Genomic DNA, 18130 nt, shown 5'->3' with positions numbered 1-18130 from the left:
AGTACGATGGTTGAAGGCACGAAGAAGATCTTGCAGCTCTTAGAGGGGCGTGAGCTTGGGGCGGTGACGTTTGTTCGTGATTATGTGCAACTCCATTTCGAAGGCCCGTTGCTGAATGCCTACGTATGGCCCATTGTTCTGACGGGCAACGAGCGGTATTCAGTGGGTGGGCGTGGTTATCGAGACGAGCTATGCGCAAGGATCGGATGCACGGTCAACTCGGCAGAAGAGACCGAGGAGCACATGACGCTCTCTTTTAGCGACGGTTCGTCAGTCGAGATTAGTCTTCGGGATGAGGATCGATCGGGACCGGAGGCTGTACTTCTTGATGACGGTTCCGGTCAGGTTTGGAATGTGTGGTGAAGCGGCCGGGACTATCAGACGCAGGGTGCCGGTCTCGGCTACGTGGCGGCGCACGCGGTACTCGGTTGTGCAGCTGGTGCCGCTACTGGACAGGGATGTGGTGGCGGTGCGATTGGCGGGGCTACGAGTGCGGTGCTGTCGCCGCTGGCGCTTGACGCGATTGACCCGATGCATGCGCCGTTCGATCAGGGGCAGATCACGGCACTGGATGCATTTGCGCCCCTTGCAGGTGGTGGTCTTGCCGGACTTGGGGACAGAACGCGATGGCTGGTGCGATAGCGGCGCAGAACAATACCGCCGACCACAGGGGAAAAATGACCTGCTGTCGAAGGTGTTCAGGCTCAGCACAATGAGTCGATAGCAATGTAGCTGATGTTAAAAAAATAAGGATGCTTAATTGAAAACCGGAAAAATCATTTATCCCGCGATGGCGGGATTGCTTGTCGTCCTGGCTGGATGTGCTGCCACGAACCCGGACATGGATACGTCGCATGTCGCCGATTCAGCGCTGAAGGCGGCGCTGAAGCAAGGTGTGGCTGAACCGACGATCGATCCGAATGGGCAGGAAGTAAGCGCCGCCGTGAAGGCGGGGCTGATCGAGGCGTTCGACAAGCAAGCCTCCAAGAACGGTATTCCGGTGTCACCAACGGGTGTACCGGTCAAGATCACGATCCAGGAGTACAGCACGCGCTCGAACGTCGCGCGTTTCATGCTGGGCGTTCTGGCTGGGCGAGACCATATCAAGGCACGGGTTGACGTATCGAATGCGAGCTTCCCGGTTGAGGATTCGGCGCATTCGGCCTTGAACGGCATCGATGTGGTTGCCGAAGACGTGGGCGTTGAGACGGCCAACGGTATCGCTGAGCTGGCAGGGGTGCCGATCGTGACTGAGCAAACTACTCGACCATCGAGTGTGAAATAACGTTGCCGCCGCAGCGGCGGTCCGTCCGGAATGCGATTTTGCCTTTCGAGAACGTCGCCCGAATTACGTATTACGGGACGCGCGCGATATGCGCATTAAACAATTACCCCTGTGTTTGTTGTTGACGTGGGCGAGCCTGATTGGCCCGGCACGCGCCGCTGGCATTATGCCCGACGGCGGCACCGCGACGTCGGTATCGATTGACGCGAGCGGCCATCAGACCGTCACCATTGCGCCCACCGTCGGCGGTGTGTCGAATAACACCTATTCGTCGTTCAACGTCTCGAAAGCGGGTGCGGACCTGAACAACGTCGGGATCAATGCGCGCACGATCGTCAACCAGGTGACGAGCACGAACCCGTCGCTGATCCAGGGCAATATCAACGTGCTCGGCCCGCGCGCGAACGTGATTCTTGCGAACCCGAACGGCATCACCGTCGATGGCGGCAGCTTCACGAACACGGGCCACGTCGTGCTGTCTACTGGCCAGGTCAGCTTCAACGATCTCACGATCGCACCGGGCGTCATTCAACGCAACGTCGCACTGACGACGAATCGTGGCGGTATCGCGATCGGCCCTGGCGGCCTGTCCGGCACGCTGGTCAACCTCGACCTGATTGCCAAACAGCTGAGCATCAACGGCCCAGTGACAAATGACTTCACCAGTTCGACGAGCGGCATACGTGCGATCGTGGGCGATAGCAAGTCGACCTACGACACCAGCTTCTCCCCGTCCGACAACGGCCACGACTGGTTGACCGGCACGACGTCTCCCGGCACGAAAAACAATGCCGTCGCGATCGACATCACCGCGGCCGGTGGTCTCACGGCCGGCCGCGTGCAGTTGATCGTCACCGACCAGGGAGCCGGCGTGCACAGCCTCGGCAAGGTCTACGCGAACGCCGGCGACGTCGTTGTCGCAGCGAACGGCGACATTACAATCGCCGACGGTTCCGTGAAAGCGGAACGTGACGTCGCGCTGACGACGTCCGGAACCGTGTCGCTGCAGGGCGCACAGGTCACCGCTGCAAACAACACGACCGTTCAGGCCGGCGACATCACCCTGACCGATGACGCCACAGGCTCGACGACGTTGAGCGCAGGCAACACGGTCACCCTGACGAGCAGCGGTGCAATCACAAACACCGGCAGCCTCATTCAGGCCGGCTCTACGGCGAGCGACGGCACCAGGACCGGCGGCGACGTGATTCTCACCGCCGCAGGCGACATCACGAACCGCTCGAGCGCGAATAATCTCGGAATCGTTTTCGCAGCCAATGGCCAGACAAAGCTGACCGCCGGCGGCAACATCATCAACGACAACGCTCGCATTCTGTCCAACGGCGCAGTGAGCCTGACGGCCGCCGGCGACGTCCAGAACATCATCGACCATACCGGCGGCACGAACGGCGGTCAGCCCACTGCGTACACCGAGCGCGGCGGCAGCTTCCTGTTCTTCACGCATACGACGAGCGGCTTCAACGTCGACTATGGGACCGTCAGCAATCCCGACCAACTCGCCTATATCGCGGCCGTGCACGGCCCGGTGACGATCACGAGCCGCAACTTCACGAATGCCGGCGGAATCGTTCAATCGAACGACGGCGACGTCAACATTGCCGCGCAAAATAACTTCACCAATGCTGCGGTCTTCACGGGACAAGCCAGCTATACGCGTAGTTGCTGGATCTTCTGCCACGCCGACGCATCAAGCAACGTCACGCCATACGGCGGCACGATCCAGGCAGGCGGCAACATCGGCATCAAGGCCGGTACGGTGGCCAGTAACGTCGGCGGCAATGTGTTCGCAACCGGCGACATCAAGGTCGATGCCCCCGTGACCTATGCGCAAGGCGTAACCGGCTACTCGGCCATCAACCAGCACCGCGGTTTCAAGGCGTTCTTTGGCAGCACGTGGGCGCAGATCATCGCAATGGACGTGGGTGGTGGCTTTAGCGCGAACGGCAGCGTGACGCTGACCGGCGACGGCGTGATCGACGGTGGCTCGTTCAGCGGCGGGAAGGGCGTCACGGCGGCCGGTGGCATCACCACGGTGCGCGCGCCGTCGCGCACGCCTGTCCAGATCGACCAGCATCTCGGCCTGACGACGTGGTGGTGGCGCTAACCGATGGACGATCGAAAAATAAATCGACTCGGGCTGGCGGTTGTCGCCCTCCTTGCCTTCGTGATCGTCATTGCCGCGTCGAAGGGTGACCTCACCGGCACGGCTGCATCAAAGCTCGGGCACCTGCACGCACAACCACGATGAAACCACGCGTATTCCCCCGACTGCAGCTGCCGCTGCTGGTCGCGAGCCTCGCCGCACTCCATGTGCCAGTGCAGGCGCAAACACCGCCTCCGGCAGGTCGCCCCGTGCAGGATCCGGCGCAACTGATCATCGAGCAGCAGCGTGAACAGGCGCGCCAACGCCAGCTCGAGCAGCCGCCCGCATCGATCACGGTCGCGCCGACGACCGAGACGACGCTCGATATTCCGTCGGATATGCCGGTCGATGCGATCAAGGAATCCGGACCGACCTTCCCGGTCAACCGGATCGTGCTGCAAGCGCCGGATGGCAAACCGTTCGTTCCACCCGGCGGCATTTCGGAAGCGAAGCTCGGAGCGGTCGTCGCGCCTTTCGCGAACCACGATCTCGGTTCGCATCGTGTCAACGTTCTGTTGAAGCGGCTGACGGACGTATTCGTCGAAGCCGGTTTTGCCACGACGCGCGCGTTGCTCGGTCCGCAGAACCTCGCGACCGGCACGCTGACGGTCACGATCCAGGTTGGCCGGATCGCCGGCTTCACGATCAACGGTGTGCCGATCCACCGGCTGAAGCCGGACGAGCATTCGTCGGGTGGTGGCTGGTTCACGGACGCAGGCTACGAGAACGCGTTTCCGGCGGCGCCAGGCGATCCGCTGCGTCTGTCCGACATCGATCAGGGCGTCGCACAGATCAACCGCCTGCGCCGCAATCAGGCGACGGTCCAGATTCTCCCCGGCCAGAGCCCGGGCGAATCGATCGTCGACATCGGCAACCAATCGGGCGATCGCCTCTACTACACGTTAGGTGTCGACAACTACGGCAGCTCGGCGACGGGCGTGACGCGTTATCGTGCAGGCGTCGAGGCCGACAATCTGCTAGGTCTGCAGGAATCGCTGAGCGTCAATTTCCTCGACAGCTTGGATAGCAACGCCATCGTCGGCTCGTTCGCCGTGCCGTTCGGTCGCCATACCTTCAGCTACACGATTTCCGATTCGGAATACCAGCAACTGATCGGCACGACCGCACTCGAATACGGCCGCACGCTGTCGCACATCTTCGGCTGGAACTACCTGGTCAGCCGGACCGTAAGCGACATCACCAGCATCGATGCGACGGTGTCCTGGCGCCGTACCGATCGCGAGGTCAACGGCATCGATCTCGATCCGCAGCGTGTCGCCGTGTTCCGCCTCGGTGGCAATTGGCTGCACAAGTTCGTGATGAATGACGCGCAAGGCAATTTCACGCTCAACGGCGGGGTGTCGCAGGGACTGCCGTGGTTCGGCGCGAATCACGATCCGCATGGCATCACGCGCGACGAGGCACACAGCCAGTTCACGAAGGTGGATGCGACCGCCGCCTTCACGTTGCCGTTGCCGAAGATCGGTCATGCACTGCTCGCATACCGGGGCGTGCTCGGCGGTCAATACACGAACATGGCGCTGTTCGGATCCGAGCAGCTATATCTCGGCGGGATGGATACCGTGCGGGGCTTTCGCTCAGGCGAAATCGCCGGCGATCGGGGTTTGTACTCGCGCAACGAACTCGCATGGGTGAACGCACCGGCATGGAAAGACGGCCGAATCGAACCGTATGTGTTCGTCGACGCGGGCAAGGCGAGTCTTGTCGCGATACCGGGTTTCCCGACACTCGCCGGCGCGGGCGCCGGATTGCGCGCGCAATGGCAATGGCACAAGCAGTTCCTTTCAGGCGAGGTTCTGGTCGGGCGTGCGCTGACGCAGCCGGCTGCACTCGGACCGAAGGCAACGTTGGTGTTGGCGACGATGAACTGGAACTACTGATCGACTGTATCGGCTACCCGGACGGCGCGCATTTGCGCAGGACGTGTTTGTGCGCTCATTTATTGGAAATTCGAAACGATGACGAAAACGAAACTGAGCTGCACGCTATCGGCACTTGCCCTTGCCGCGGCACTGACTGGTTCGGCACTTGCACAGACGTCCGCGCCACCCCAAGCAACGGGCACCGTTGCGACAGTAAACGGCACCGCGATCACCCAGGCGGAAATCGACGCAGTGCTGCACGCAACACGGCAGCCGGATACGCCGCAGATGCGTCAAGCAATCAAGAATCAACTGATTGCCCGCGTGCTGATCCAGCAGGCAGCAGAGAAAGCGAACTATGGCAGCAAGCCGGAAGTCCAGGCGGCGATGCAGGTAGCCAAGTCCAACGCCGAGACGCAGCTGTATCTGAAAGACAACGTGAAGCCGGAGCCGGTAACGGATGCGCAAGTCAAGTCGCGTTACGACGAGATCGTCGCGTCGCTCGGCAAGAACGAGTACAAGCCGCGATTGATCGTGGTTCGCGACGCCGCGACGGCAGCGACCGTGCTGAGCGAACTGAAGGCGGGCAAAGCGTTTGAAGGACTTGCGCGTCAATACAGCATCGCACCGAGCCGCGATACGGGCGGGGAACTGCCGTGGGTGAGCTTCAAGACGCCGGCGACGGAAGGCAAGACGTCCGGCCTGCCGGTCGCGATCGCGCAGGCGCTTGAAAAGCTGCCTGCCGGCGCTGTGACACCCGAGTCGATTCCGGTCGACGGTGCACGCGCGATCGTGAAGCTCGATGCAAAGCGGCCGACGCAGGTGCCGGCGTTCAATCAGGCGCAGCCGACGATCCGTCAGCAGCTCGAGGCGCTTGCGCTGGAGAAGGCGAGTGCGCAGTTTGTCGGCGGGTTGTTGAAGAGTGCGACGATTCAGCAGTAAGGGGGCGCACCGGTGAACTTCAACATCGAGTGAAGAAAATGGCGAGTATTGAAATGAAAACGAAAATGCGGGTGCGCTGTACAGTTGCGATCGTTGCGTCGAGTGTGGTGCTCGGTGCGTGTGCATCGACACCTCAATTCGACCTCGATACGCAAAAAATGTCGTCGATCAAGACAATTGCGGTCGATGTGTCGAGGCCAACCGTGTATTTTGCCGCTACGGCCGGGGGGCCGGTCATCGTTCCGATTCCTGGGGTGGGTCTGTTGGCCGCCGCGGTTGGCGGCGCGATCGCCGGAGGGACGGCGGCAGTATCGACTCGTACCAACAAGGATTTCAACAGTCTCGTCAAGAGCGAACTGGGCGATACCGGGCTGAACCGCAAGTACATTGAGGCATTGGAGGGCGAGCTACGGGCACAAGGCTACCAGGTGAAGGAAATCGATCTTGGTCAGGCCGGCATGCCCAAAATTGCAGGGGATTGGCTGCATCCGGTGCTGAAAGGCGACGCGTACACGGGAGCGGATGCAATTCTGATCGCGCCGGCCAATACGGGTTACGGCGCAAACGGATTGGGTTGGCCGTATGTCCGATCGGTAAATACCCAGATTCGAATTTTTTCGGCGAAGACGTTCGAGCCGATTTTTTCGCAAAACATCTTCTATCCGATCCCTGGTCATCTAAGCCCGAGCTCTGGCGGGGGTGGCGTCAACAAGAATACAGGCTCCACCTTCGCCCAGGACGCAAAGGGGGATGGCCCTTATATCTATCCTTTCTATACCGATCTGGTAAAGGATTTGCCCAACGCGATCAAGGGCATCGACGAGGCCCTCATGAGTTTCGTGCCACAGTTCCGCAACGCGTTGCTGACCGGCCGAGGCGTCTCTCAATCAGCCAGTGCCAGCCAGAAGTAAGAGAACGCTGAATTGGCACGCAGAAGGCCGATGAAATCGAACGAATCGTGCGAGCGTCTTTCAATGCCGCAAATGACGAAACGCGCGCACGATCGTCAACCAGGTCCCGTGCACGAACGCGTTGCCGATCCAGGGCGATAACTTCAGCGCGCGGCCGCGGGCTTTGCTCGGTGCGGCGACGCGTCGAGTACCGATCATCATGATCGCGTTCGTGGCTTCCGCATTGCTTTGGGGTTCGGCGATCGGTTGCGGGAGGATGGCCGTCAACGTGCCGCTCAACGAGGCGCTCGCCGCGGCCGATCCGGCAACCGCGCAGGGTGCGGCGTTGTGGGCGCGCTATGCGCACGACTGGACGCGGTGGAATCACGTGCGCACGGTAGCGTCGGTGGCGGCTTGCGTGTTGTTCGTCGCGGGGATTGCGGCGCGGTAGCGTCCTTCCTCGACCGCCGATTCTTCGTATCCGAGCCGCCTCGACTGCCGTCTGCACCGTCGCGCGCCGGTTTTCTCGGTAGTTTCCCTGATGCACCACCGTCGGGATTTTCCCCTAGCGCACGATCCTGCGCCCCGCGTGCACCACCTTGCCGCGATTTCCGCGTGATCCCGCTCAGCCGCGCCGGTATTGGCTCTCGCCCCGATTCTGCCGGTCGTCGCCATGCGCACTTTTCCGCACGTTTTCGATGCATTACCAAAGGTATGGGAAAGCGCACAGAAAATGTATCTGGAACGACGAAATTGGATTGATACGCTGCAATCACTGCATCAGCGCCGTCAACCGCGCAGGAGCGTATCGAACCCACGCAACAAGCGGGCAATCGAAGGCGACTCGTACGAAGTTCGCGGTTTCCATCACCACCCAGTCGGGATGACAGAATGGCCCCAAATCTGACGTTTGCACCGGGCGACGTAGTTCCCCCCGGAGCAATCACCACCGACGGTGCGCCGTCGCTCGCCCGGTCGAGTATCGCGACCGGAACCGACATCCTGACCGTCAAGCACCTGTCGAAGATCTTCGGTCCGAAGCCCGAGCGTGCGATCGAAATGATGAAGCGCGGCGTCGGGCGCAACGAGATCTTCGCCGAAACGGGCAACATGGTGGCGGTCAACGACGTGAGCCTGAGCGTCAGGGCCGGCGAGATCTTCGTGATCATGGGCCTGTCGGGCTCCGGCAAATCGACGCTGGTTCGCCTGCTCAACCGGCTGATCGAGCCGAGCTCCGGGCAGGTCGTGCTCGAAGGCCGCGACATCGCCCCGATGTCGACGCCGGAGCTGCGCGACGTCCGGCGCCAGAAGATGGCGATGGTGTTCCAGTCGTTCGCACTGCTGCCGAACCGGACCGTGATCGACAACATCGCGTACGGGCTCGAGGTCGCGGGGATCAAGAAAGCGCAGCGCTACGAGGTTGCACGCGCCGCGCTGGAGCGCGTCGGCCTCGGGTCGTACGAGAAGCTGCTGCCGAGCGAATTGTCCGGCGGCATGCAGCAGCGCGTGGGCCTGGCTCGTGCGCTGGCGGTGAATCCGTCGGTCCTGCTGATGGACGAGGCATTCTCCGCGCTCGACCCGCTGATCCGCTTCGAAATGCAGAACGAACTGCTGCGCCTGCAGAAGGACGAGCAGCGCACGATCGTGTTCATTTCCCACGATATCGAGGAAGCGGTGAAGATCGGCGGGCGCATCGGCATCATGAAGGACGGCTGCCTGATCCAGGTCGGCACGCCGGCCGAACTGATCCAGACGCCGGCGGATGCGTATGTGCAGGACTTCTTCCGCAACGTCGACGTATCGCGCTTCCTGAAGGCATCCAGCATGATGACGACGGTCGAGCGCGGGCTGCTTCGGTGCGATGCCGGCACGCCGTCCGACCGCTACCTGAACCAGCTGATCGACAGCGGCGCGGAATGCGGCTACGTGTGCGACGAGGCCGGCCAATATCTGGGCTGCGTCACGCCGGCCACGCTGCACCGGTCGGGCGCGCGGCCGATTCGCGAGGCGTTCCTGCATGACTTCAACGCGGTTTCGATCGATACGGATCTTCACCAGCTCGCATCGATCGCGCTGACCCAGGAGCACGACGTGCCGGTGACGGACGCAGCGGGACAACTGGCGGGCGTCGTGTCCTGCCGGACGATACTCAAGCAGATGATGCAACGGAGGGCAGCATGAATTCGTCGGTGATCGGGAAGTTCGCGGAAAATTTCGTCAATTTCCTGTTTCTGCATTTCCGCGGTGGCTTCGACACCTTCTCGGCCGGGCTCGGCGCGGTCGTGAAACTGCTCGAGGACGGCCTCGCCGCCGTACCGTTCATCGCGATGGTCGTGATCCTGGTCGGACTCGCGCTGTGGCGCCGCGGTATCGTGTTCTCGATCTTCGTCGGCCTCGCGCTGCTCGTCATTCACTACATGGGCTTGTGGGCACAGACGGTCTCGACCCTCGCGCTCGTCACCGCGGCGACGTTCTTCAGCCTGGTGATCGGCGTCCCGCTGGGGATCTGGGGGGCGCGCAACAACCGGATCGGCATGATCCTGCGCTCGCTGCTGGACTTCATGCAGACGATGCCCGCGTTCGTGTACCTGATCCCGGCCGTGATCCTGTTCGGCCTCGGACGCGTGCCGGCGGTGATTGCGACGATCGTGTTCGCGATGCCGCCCGTCGTGCGGCTGACGACGCTCGGCATCCGGCAAGTCCGCGAGGAACTGATCGAAGCCGGCCGCTCGTTCGGCAGCACCGACTGGCAGCTTCTGTGGAAGATCCAGCTGCCGAACGCGCTGCCGTCGATCATGGCCGGCGTGAACCAGACGATCATGATGGCGCTGTCGATGGTGGTGGTCGCGTCGATGATCGGCGCGGGCGGCCTCGGCGAGTACGTGCTGAGCGGCATCCAGCGCCTCGACATCGGGATCGGCTTCGAAGGCGGGCTGGGCGTCGTGCTGCTCGCGATCGTGCTGGATCGGCTGACGGAGAGCTTCGGCGTGAAGGCGAAGAAGAAGGCGCGGCCGGCCGCGCGTGCAGGCAAGGCCGGCCCGCGTGGCGCGGCACGTACCTGACGGATTCGGCAGCCGCAGGCAGTTGACGGAACATGAAGCGCTGCGGCCACGGTGCCGCGGCGGAACCGGTGTAGCAGTGCGTGGAGACCAGCAACGCCGATCGAAGGCGTTACTCATCCTTGAAAGACTCGCGTGATTAACAAGGAGTACTAGATGAATACCCATACGTTCAAATCGCTTCTGGCGAAACTCGCGGTATCGACGGTGGTTGCCTGCAGCGCAGGTGTGGGAGCGGCGTCGGCCGCCGAGCCGGTCAAGATCGCGGTGACCAACTGGGCGGACGTGCTCGCGGTGGCCAACGTCGCGAAGTACGTGCTGGAAACGCAACTCAAGCAGCCCGTGCAGTTCGTTCAGGCTGACATCGGCATCCAGTACCAGGGCGTTGCGCGCGGGGATCTCGACATCATGGTCGGCGGCTGGCTGCCGGTCACGCACGGGACGTACTACGCAAAGTACAAGAACGACCTGGATGACGTCGGCATCATCTATACCGGCGGCAGGAACGGCTGGGCCGTGCCGACCTACGTTCCCGAATCGGAGCTGTCGTCGATCGCCGACCTGAACAAGCCGGAAGTCAAGAGCAAGCTGAACGGCACGATCCAGGGCATCGAGCCGGGCGGCGGCCTGATGCAGGCGTCGGAGAAGACCATCAAGACCTACAACCTGGACGGCTACAACCTCCAGGCGTCGAGCGAGGCCGGCATGCTGGCGAGCGTGTCGCGTGCGTACCAGTCGAAGCAGTGGATCGTCGCGACGGTGTGGAGCCCGCACTGGCTGTTCCAGAAGTGGCAGATGCGTTACCTGAAGGACACGAAGGGCACGCTGGGCGGTGAAGAGCAGGTTCACGCGTTCGCATCGAAGAAGTTCGCCGGCAAGTTCCCGCGTGCCGACGTGTTCTTCAAGCACCTGAAGCTGACGCTGGCCGACGTCGAAGCCATCGAGTTCGAAGGCAACACCACGAACGACTACGCGACGGCCGCGAAGAAGTTCGTCGATGCCCATCCGGAAAAGCTGAAGGCCTGGCTGCAGCAGTAAAGCCGCGCTACCGGCGACGCATGTCGCCCGATGCCGACGGCCGGGGCCCCAACGCGGGCGCCGGCCTTGCGGTATGCGGTACATGCAGTTCATGCAGCACGTAACGATTCGCGCCGCGGAGTCACCAAGTGAACGAGAACGCCCGATTTTTTTCCGAAACGCTCCAGAGCCGGGATCCGGTGATCGCATCGGAGATCGCACTGGAACTGCGTCGCCAGCAGAGCCAGATCGAACTGATCGCGTCCGAAAACATCGCGTCGGCGGCGGTGCTGGAGGCGCAGGGCACCGTGCTGACGAACAAGTACGCGGAAGGCTATCCGTCCCGGCGGTACTACGGCGGTTGCGACCACGTCGACCGGATCGAGTCGCTCGCGATCGATCGCGCGTGCGCCCTGTTCGACGCCGCGCAGGCGAACGTCCAGCCGCACTCGGGCGCGCAGGCCAACGGCGCGGTGATGCTCGCGCTCGTCAAGCCCGGCGACACGGTGATGGGCATGTCCCTCGATGCGGGCGGCCATCTCACGCACGGCGCACGGCCCGCGCTGTCGGGGAAGTGGTTCAACGCGGTGCAGTACGGCGTGAGCCCGGACACGCTGCGCATCGATTACGACGACGTGCGCCGGCTTGCCGAGCGGCATCGCCCGAAGCTGATCATCGCCGGTTACTCCGCGTATCCGCGCGCGCTCGACTTCGCCGCATTTCGCGAGATCGCGGACAGCGTCGACGCGAAGCTGATGGTCGACATGGCGCACATCGCCGGCATCGTCGCGGCCGGCCGGCACCAGAACCCGGTGCCGTTCGCCGACGTGGTGACGTCGACGACGCACAAGACGCTGCGCGGCCCGCGCGGCGGCTTCATCCTGACGAACCACGCCGAGATCGCGAAGCAGATCAATTCGGCGGTATTTCCGGGGCTGCAGGGCGGCCCGCTGATGCATGTCGTCGCCGGAAAGGCGGTGGCGTTCGCCGAGGCGCTGCGCCCGGAGTTCACGCGCTATATCGACCAGGTGTTGCGCAACGCGCAGACACTCGCCAACGTGCTGACGGCCGGCGGCCTCTCGCTCGTCACGGGCGGCACGGACAACCACCTGCTGCTGGTCGACCTGCGTTCGCGGCGCATTACCGGCACACAGGCCGAGAAGGCGCTGGAGCGCGCCGGCATCACCTGCAACAAGAACGGCATTCCGTTCGATACGGAAAACCCGATGGTCACGTCCGGCATCCGGCTCGGCACGCCGGCCGGCACCACGCGCGGCTTCGGACCCGCGCAGTTCGAGCAGATCGGGGAAATGATCCTCGAAGTCCTGGCGGCGCTCAAGCGCGATCCGGGCGGCGACGAAGCGGTCGAGCGCTCGGTGCGGACCCGCGTGCGCGACCTGTGCAGCCAGTTCCCCATTTATGCGCATGTGGAGGCATTCGCCTGATCCCGGCATCGGCGCCGGACCTGAACATCGTTCCGATCACGTAGCGAATCGATCGGCGTGGCTGCGCGAATGCCGCGACGCGCCGACGGCGTTTTGTCAAATTGCCGGTTTCCCGCTCGACGGCGAGAACCCGGCGCACCCACCTGAATGAGGAATCAAAATGAGCTTCGAGGGCGTACACACACCGCTGGTCACCCCGTTCGACGCGGACGGCGAAATCGATCATGCACTGCTGGGCCGCCATGCGGCCAATCTCGCGGGCCGGGTGTCCGGCCTCAGCATCGGCGGGACGACGGGCGAATACTACGCATTGAGCTTCGACGAGCGCGTGCGCACGTTCGACACGGTTGCCGCCGCGGCCGGCGGCAAGACGTTCCTGACCGCGGGCATCAACGCGACGACGACGAAGGAGGTGCTGCGCCTCGGCCGCGAAGCGAAACGCGCGGGACTGAACGCGCTGCTGGTTGCGGCGCCGTACTACGCGCAGCCGACCCAGCAGGAACTGCTCGCGCACCTGCTCGCGGTCGACGACGCGCTCGACATGCCGATCATGCTGTACAACTTCCCGGCCCGCACGGGCACGGAAATCGGCGACGACATTCTCGAGACGCTGCTCGAGCGCAAGAACTTCGTCGCGATGAAGGAAAGCACCGGCGATATCGCGCACCTGCATCATCTGTCGACGCATTTCAGCGACCGGCTCGTGCTGAGCTGCGGGATGGACGACCAGGCGCTCGAGTTCTTCGCGTGGGGCGCGCGCAGCTGGGTGGGCGGCGCGTCGAACTTCCTGCCGGAAGCACACACCGAGCTGTTCGACGCCTGTGTGAAGCGCGGCGATTTCGCGACCGGCCGCAAGCTGATGGCGCAACTGCTGCCGGTGCTCGAACTGCTCGAGCGCAGCGGCAAGTTCATCCAGTACGTGCGCTACGGCTGCGAGCTGGCCGGCCTGCCGGTCGGCGTCGCCCGCGCACCGCTCGGCGCGCTGTCGGATGACGAGCGCGACGCGTTCGCGAAGCTCGTGAAACCGCTGCTGCGCGACGCCGGGTAATCCATCATGGGCTCGAATCTGGAATTCGCGCGGTTTCCGGCGCCGGACGGGACGAACGGGTGGTGGGAGACCCTGCCGCCGGCGCAGGAAGCGAAGGCCGTCACATCCGACAGCCGGTTCGACTGGGTGGTCGTGGGCGGCGGCATCACCGGCCTTTGCGCGGCGCGCCGGCTCGCGGAGCTCGCGCCCGGCGCGTCGATCGCGCTCGTCGAGGCCGACCGGATCGGACGCACGACGGCCGGGCGCAATTCCGGATTCTTCGTCGACCTGCCGCACGACATCAGCAGCGAAAGCTACTCGCGCAGCATCGACGAGGATCGCGCCGACGTGCGGTTTCAGCGGCACGGCATCGACTATGTGCGCGCGATCGTGCGGCGCTTCGGCATCGACTGCGACTGGCGCGACGACGGCAAATTCCACGCATCGGTGAACAAGAAGGGCGCCGCCGCGCTCGCGCATTTTGCCGACGGACTGACCCGCATCGGCGAAGCGTTCGAATGGCTCGACCAGGCCGGGATCCAGGCGGTGACCGGAACCGACTTCTACACGGGCGCACTGTTCACGCCCGGCTGCAGCACGGTGCAGCCGGCCGCGCTGATGCGCGGCCTGGCGGCGACGCAACCGGACAACGTGACGGTGTTCGAGCTCAGCCCCGTCACGCGGATCGAACCTCGGGGCGACACACGCGTGCTGCACTTCGCCGGCGGCACGATCGTCGCGAAGCAGGTGATCCTGTGCACGAACGCGTACGCGGCGACCTTCGGCATGCATTCGAACGGCCTGCTGCCGGTGTACACGTTCGCGTCGCTCACGCGCCCGATGAATCCCGACGAAGTGGCGAAACTCGGCGGCACGCGCTCGTGGTCGCTGATTCCGGCCGATCCGATGGGCACGACGGTGCGGCGGCTGATCACCAACCGCATTTGCGTGCGCAACCATTTCGCGTTCCGGCCGGACGTGAAGGCGTCGCAGGCCGATCTCGCGAAGTCGCGGCATCTGCATCAGCGCTCGTTCGAGCGCCGCTTCCCGATGCTCGGCGGCGTCGAGCTCGAATATACGTGGGGCGGGCCGCTGTGCCTGTCCGCCAACAACGGTGCGCTGTTCGGCAAGCGCGACGACGGCCTCTACCAGGCGATCGGCTGCAACGGCCTCGGCCTGAGCCGCGGGTCGGCCTCCGGCAAGCTGATCGCCGAACATGCGCTCGGCGAATCGAACAGCCTCGTGCAGCAGTTGCTGAAGCAGCCGCGTCCGCGCCCGCTGCCGGTTCGACCGATCGTCGACCTGGCCGTGTCGGCAACGATCTGGGCCAAGGAATTCTCGGCCGGTGCCGAGCTTTGATGATTGAGGAAATGACATGACGACCCATCAGGATTGGAAACAGCAGGCGAATGCGTTGTCGCTCGACGGGCGCGCGTTCATCGCGGGGCAACGTAGCGCGGCGGCGTCGGGCGAGACGTTCGCGACGCTCAACCCCGCGTCCGGCAAGGTGCTCGCCGAGGTGGCGCGATGCAGCGAGCAGGACGTCGAGCGGGCGGTCGCGGCCGCGCGCGACGTGTTCGAATCGGGTGTCTGGTCGAAGGCCGCGCCCGCGCACCGCAAGGCAGTGCTGCTGCGCGTCGCGCAGCTGATCGACGAGCATGCGGAGGAGCTCGCGTTGCTCGAGGCGCTGGAAGCCGGCAAGCCGATCGGCGAATGCCTGGGGCTCGATATTCCCGAGTCGGCCGCGTGCATTCGCTGGCACGCGGAAGTGACCGACAAGCGCTACGACGCGTTGTCGCCGTCGGGTGCGGGCGTCGTGAGCATGATCACGCGCGAGCCGATCGGCGTCGTCGGCGCCGTGCTGCCGTGGAATTTCCCGGCGCTGATGCTCGCGTGGAAGATCGGTCCCGCGCTGTCGGTGGGCAACAGCGTGGTCGTGAAGCCGGCCGAGCAGACGTCGCTGTCGACGCTGCGGATCGCCGATCTCGCGCTGGAAGCCGGCGTGCCGCCGGGCGTGTTCAGCGTCGTCACCGGGTTCGGCGGCGAAGCCGGCGAGGCGATCGGCCGCCATCCGGATGTCGATCTCATCGCGTTCACCGGCTCGACCGCGACCGGCAAGCGGTTCCTGCACTACTCGGCCGATACCAACCTGAAGCGCGTCGTGCTCGAGTGCGGCGGCAAGAATCCGCAGGTGATCCTGCCGGACGTCGCGAACCTCGATGCGGTGGCGGAACAGGCGGTTGCGGCCGCGTTCTGGAACATGGGCGAGAACTGCAGCGCCGGCTCGCGGATCCTCGTTCCGTCGAGCCGCAAGGCAGAACTGCTGGAGAAGATCCAGGCCGTGCTCGCCGGCTGGAAGACCGGCGATCCGCTCGACCCGGACGTGAAGCTCGGCGCGCTGATCGAGCAGAAGCACTACGAGAAGGTGCTCGGCCATATCGAGAAGGCGAAGGCGGAAGGCGCGCGCGTGGTGTGCGGCGGGCACGCGATCCTCGCGGAGACGGGCGGCTGGTTCGTCGAACCGACGATCTTCGATCAAGTGACGCCGGAAATGAGCATCGCGCGCGACGAGGTGTTCGGGCCGGTCGTGTGCGTCATCGAATACGACGACGTCGACGATGCGGTGCGGATCGCGAACGACACGTGCTACGGGCTGGCGGCGTCGCTGTGGACCGACAACGTGAACAGCGCGCACAAGGTCGCCGCGCGGATTCGCGCGGGAACGGTCACGGTGAACTGCTTCGGCGAAGGCGACCTGTCGACGCCGTTCGGCGGCTTCAAGCAGTCGGGCTTCGGTGGGCGCGACAAGTCCGTCTACGCGCACGATCAGTATTGCGAGCTGAAGACCACCTGGCTGAAGCTCGACTGAGCGCGCGCCGGATGCGCCGCACGCCGGGCCCGCGCGGCCTGGCCGGCGGCATGCGCGCAGCGGCTGCGGCCGCTTCACGCACGCCTCGGCTTGACCGCGATGCCGCCCTGCGCCATGCCGCGCGAGCACGGCCGCCGGTCGATCGGCCGGCGCAAGCCACGCAAGCCGCGCGCGACGAACGGCGGTGCGTCCGGCTGCCTGCCGTGACGGCCCGGCCTGGCAGGTGGTGCGCTGCGCAAATGCGCGGTGCGGGGGCGGCGCGGCCGACGGGCATGCCGGTTCGCCGTTCGTCTTGCAGTCCCGATCATCGCTTCCGATAATGGCGATGCGGTGCACAATCGATCGACAATGACGTCGTCGTGACGCCGCTTCGGCGCCGCCGCCGTTGCCAGCCACCCCGGCTGGCACGCAAGCTGCAATATTCGGATAATTAAGGTTTGCGATGACACGGCCCGCGGGCAGCCGGCAGGCTGCGGACGACGGGTTCGTCGGCGCCGCGTCCGACCCCCGTTTGAGAGTGAAAGCCATGTTGAAGAAGCAATTGTTTGCAGACCGACTCCTCGCGCAGATGCCGTCGCTTCGGGCGCTGCGGTGCTTCGTGACGGCGGCGCGCTACGAAAGCTTCACCCAGGCGGCCGAGGTGCTGTGCGTGACGCAGGCCGCGATCAGCCGGCAGATCAAGGAGCTCGAGGATTCGCTCGACGTCGCGCTGTTCGAGCGGACCGGCCGGCATATCGCGCTGACGGATGCCGGACGGATTCTCTACAACGCGTCGTATCTGTCGATCATGAACATCGCCGAGGCGGCGGAGGCGGTGCGCCGTACCGACAAGCACGCGCTGATGATCTGCGTGTCGCACACGTTCTCGGCGCTGTGGCTGTCGTCGCGGCTGCCGGCGTTTCGCGAGCAGTTTCCGGATATCCGGCTGCACGTGATCGTCACCGAGCACTTCATGGAGCTCGACGGGCTCATCGAGCCCGACGTGATCATCACGAAGAACCCGCCGCGCGAGGCCGAGTTCGAAGTCGAGCCGCTGTTTCACGACATCGTGTACCCGGTGTGCAGCCCGTCGTTTCACGAACGTCATTTTCATGGCCGGTCGCTCAAGCCGCTGGACCTGCTGTCGTGCCCGACCCTGAACCTGTCGATGCTCGGCCGCGCGCAGGTGTGCGAGCACGTCGACTGGCGCGTGTGGCGCAACTGGTTCCAGCAGAGCGACGGCACCGACACGCTGACCGAGAACAAGCATCTGGAAAGCAACGACTACCGGCTGCTCGTCGCGCAGGCCGAGGCCGGCGAGGGCACGCTGCTGGGCTGGCATCACCTCGTGCACCGGCAAATCGACCAGGGCATCCTGATGCGGCCGGTACAGGACGTGCTGGTGTTTCGCGATCGCCATCATTACCTGATCACGCACCGGAATGCGCAGCCGCGCCCGGAGTATCGGCTGTTCCGGCAGTGGCTGAGCGACGAGGTCGGCGTGATGATGCGCGGCTGGCTCGATGCGGGCGTCGAGATCGGGCAATGACACGCTGTCCTGGCACCATGC

At 64.2% G+C, this 18130-nt stretch carries 15 protein-coding genes and 1 pseudogene; all 16 read left to right on the top strand.

What is annotated here, in order from left to right:
• The first annotated feature begins 6 nt into the window (after nucleotides 1-6).
• The 16 genes and pseudogenes from DIE22_RS33325 (at nucleotide 7) to DIE22_RS33255 (ending at nucleotide 18109) form a co-directional block, all read left to right on the top strand.
• A complete protein-coding gene (locus DIE22_RS33325) occupies nucleotides 7-363 on the top strand; it encodes a hypothetical protein (RefSeq protein ID WP_124607065.1) in 357 nt (118 codons plus the stop codon).
• A gap of 397 nt (nucleotides 364-760) precedes the next feature.
• A complete protein-coding gene (locus DIE22_RS33320) occupies nucleotides 761-1285 on the top strand; it encodes a DUF4410 domain-containing protein (RefSeq protein WP_124607064.1) in 525 nt (174 codons plus the stop codon).
• 88 nt (nucleotides 1286-1373) lie between these two features.
• Nucleotides 1374-3410 (top strand): filamentous hemagglutinin N-terminal domain-containing protein, encoded by a 2037-nt coding sequence (locus DIE22_RS33315; RefSeq protein ID WP_124607063.1) that lies wholly within the window; start codon nucleotides 1374-1376, stop codon nucleotides 3408-3410.
• Between the two features lie 3 nt (nucleotides 3411-3413).
• The gene (locus DIE22_RS38405) at nucleotides 3414-3554 is read left to right on the top strand and encodes a hypothetical protein (protein ID WP_185640747.1); all 141 of its coding nucleotides are present in this window, start codon (nucleotides 3414-3416) and stop codon (nucleotides 3552-3554) included.
• Complete coding sequence (locus DIE22_RS33310) at nucleotides 3551-5350, top strand: ShlB/FhaC/HecB family hemolysin secretion/activation protein (protein ID WP_124607062.1); 1800 nt, start codon at nucleotides 3551-3553, stop codon at nucleotides 5348-5350. Before DIE22_RS38405 ends, DIE22_RS33310 begins: the two co-directional genes overlap by 4 nt.
• 78 nt (nucleotides 5351-5428) lie before the next feature.
• Nucleotides 5429-6274 carry a peptidyl-prolyl cis-trans isomerase gene (locus tag DIE22_RS33305; protein WP_124607061.1) on the top strand — a complete coding sequence of 282 codons (846 nt, stop codon included), beginning with the start codon at nucleotides 5429-5431 and terminating at the stop codon, nucleotides 6272-6274.
• A gap of 38 nt (nucleotides 6275-6312) precedes the next feature.
• Nucleotides 6313-7185: a hypothetical protein gene (locus DIE22_RS33300; RefSeq protein ID WP_124607060.1), complete on the top strand. Its 873-nt coding sequence runs from the start codon at nucleotides 6313-6315 to the stop codon at nucleotides 7183-7185.
• A 202-nt stretch (nucleotides 7186-7387) separates the two neighbouring features.
• Nucleotides 7388-7615, top strand: a pseudogene (locus DIE22_RS33295) (anthrone oxygenase family protein); the annotation flags it as partial.
• A gap of 440 nt (nucleotides 7616-8055) precedes the next feature.
• Nucleotides 8056-9345, top strand: a complete 1290-nt coding sequence (locus tag DIE22_RS33290) for a glycine betaine/L-proline ABC transporter ATP-binding protein (protein ID WP_124499378.1) — start codon at nucleotides 8056-8058, stop codon at nucleotides 9343-9345.
• Nucleotides 9342-10226, top strand: a complete 885-nt coding sequence (locus tag DIE22_RS33285; RefSeq protein ID WP_124499377.1) for an ABC transporter permease — start codon at nucleotides 9342-9344, stop codon at nucleotides 10224-10226. Before DIE22_RS33290 ends, DIE22_RS33285 begins: the two co-directional genes overlap by 4 nt.
• Before the next feature lie 153 nt (nucleotides 10227-10379).
• Nucleotides 10380-11261, top strand: coding sequence for a glycine betaine ABC transporter substrate-binding protein (locus DIE22_RS33280; protein ID WP_124499376.1), 882 nt, complete (start codon nucleotides 10380-10382; stop codon nucleotides 11259-11261).
• Nucleotides 11262-11389: 128 nt separating this feature from the next.
• Nucleotides 11390-12685, top strand: a complete 1296-nt coding sequence (gene glyA, locus DIE22_RS33275; RefSeq protein WP_124499375.1) for a serine hydroxymethyltransferase — start codon at nucleotides 11390-11392, stop codon at nucleotides 12683-12685.
• Nucleotides 12686-12845: 160 nt separating this feature from the next.
• Complete coding sequence (locus DIE22_RS33270) at nucleotides 12846-13733, top strand: dihydrodipicolinate synthase family protein (RefSeq protein ID WP_124607059.1); 888 nt, start codon at nucleotides 12846-12848, stop codon at nucleotides 13731-13733.
• 6 nt (nucleotides 13734-13739) lie between these two features.
• On the top strand, nucleotides 13740-15071 hold the full coding sequence (locus DIE22_RS33265; protein ID WP_124607058.1) for an NAD(P)/FAD-dependent oxidoreductase: 1332 nt from the start codon (nucleotides 13740-13742) through the stop codon (nucleotides 15069-15071).
• A gap of 16 nt (nucleotides 15072-15087) precedes the next feature.
• The gene (locus DIE22_RS33260) at nucleotides 15088-16581 is read left to right on the top strand and encodes an aldehyde dehydrogenase (protein ID WP_124607057.1); all 1494 of its coding nucleotides are present in this window, start codon (nucleotides 15088-15090) and stop codon (nucleotides 16579-16581) included.
• Between the two features lie 526 nt (nucleotides 16582-17107).
• Nucleotides 17108-18109, top strand: a complete 1002-nt coding sequence (locus DIE22_RS33255) for a LysR substrate-binding domain-containing protein (RefSeq protein ID WP_124499371.1) — start codon at nucleotides 17108-17110, stop codon at nucleotides 18107-18109.
• Nucleotides 18110-18130 lie beyond the last annotated feature (21 nt).

Origin of the sequence: Burkholderia sp. Bp9142 (assembly GCF_003853415.1) — a bacterium.
Taxonomy (GTDB): domain Bacteria; phylum Pseudomonadota; class Gammaproteobacteria; order Burkholderiales; family Burkholderiaceae; genus Burkholderia.
This window is presented reverse-complemented; position numbering and strand designations above follow the sequence as displayed.

Coding starts and splice junctions, on each gene's coding strand:
- DIE22_RS33300 (WP_124607060.1), top strand. CDS start 6,313: ATGGCGAGTATTGAAATGAAAACGAAAATGCGGGTGCGCTGTACAGTT.
- DIE22_RS33290 (WP_124499378.1), top strand. CDS start 8,056: ATGGCCCCAAATCTGACGTTTGCACCGGGCGACGTAGTTCCCCCCGGA.
- DIE22_RS33325 (WP_124607065.1), top strand. CDS start 7: ATGGTTGAAGGCACGAAGAAGATCTTGCAGCTCTTAGAGGGGCGTGAG.
- DIE22_RS33315 (WP_124607063.1), top strand. CDS start 1,374: ATGCGCATTAAACAATTACCCCTGTGTTTGTTGTTGACGTGGGCGAGC.
- DIE22_RS33280 (WP_124499376.1), top strand. CDS start 10,380: ATGAATACCCATACGTTCAAATCGCTTCTGGCGAAACTCGCGGTATCG.
- DIE22_RS33310 (WP_124607062.1), top strand. CDS start 3,551: ATGAAACCACGCGTATTCCCCCGACTGCAGCTGCCGCTGCTGGTCGCG.
- DIE22_RS33260 (WP_124607057.1), top strand. CDS start 15,088: ATGACGACCCATCAGGATTGGAAACAGCAGGCGAATGCGTTGTCGCTC.
- DIE22_RS33265 (WP_124607058.1), top strand. CDS start 13,740: ATGGGCTCGAATCTGGAATTCGCGCGGTTTCCGGCGCCGGACGGGACG.
- DIE22_RS33305 (WP_124607061.1), top strand. CDS start 5,429: ATGACGAAAACGAAACTGAGCTGCACGCTATCGGCACTTGCCCTTGCC.
- DIE22_RS38405 (WP_185640747.1), top strand. CDS start 3,414: ATGGACGATCGAAAAATAAATCGACTCGGGCTGGCGGTTGTCGCCCTC.
- DIE22_RS33285 (WP_124499377.1), top strand. CDS start 9,342: ATGAATTCGTCGGTGATCGGGAAGTTCGCGGAAAATTTCGTCAATTTC.
- DIE22_RS33270 (WP_124607059.1), top strand. CDS start 12,846: ATGAGCTTCGAGGGCGTACACACACCGCTGGTCACCCCGTTCGACGCG.
- DIE22_RS33255 (WP_124499371.1), top strand. CDS start 17,108: ATGTTGAAGAAGCAATTGTTTGCAGACCGACTCCTCGCGCAGATGCCG.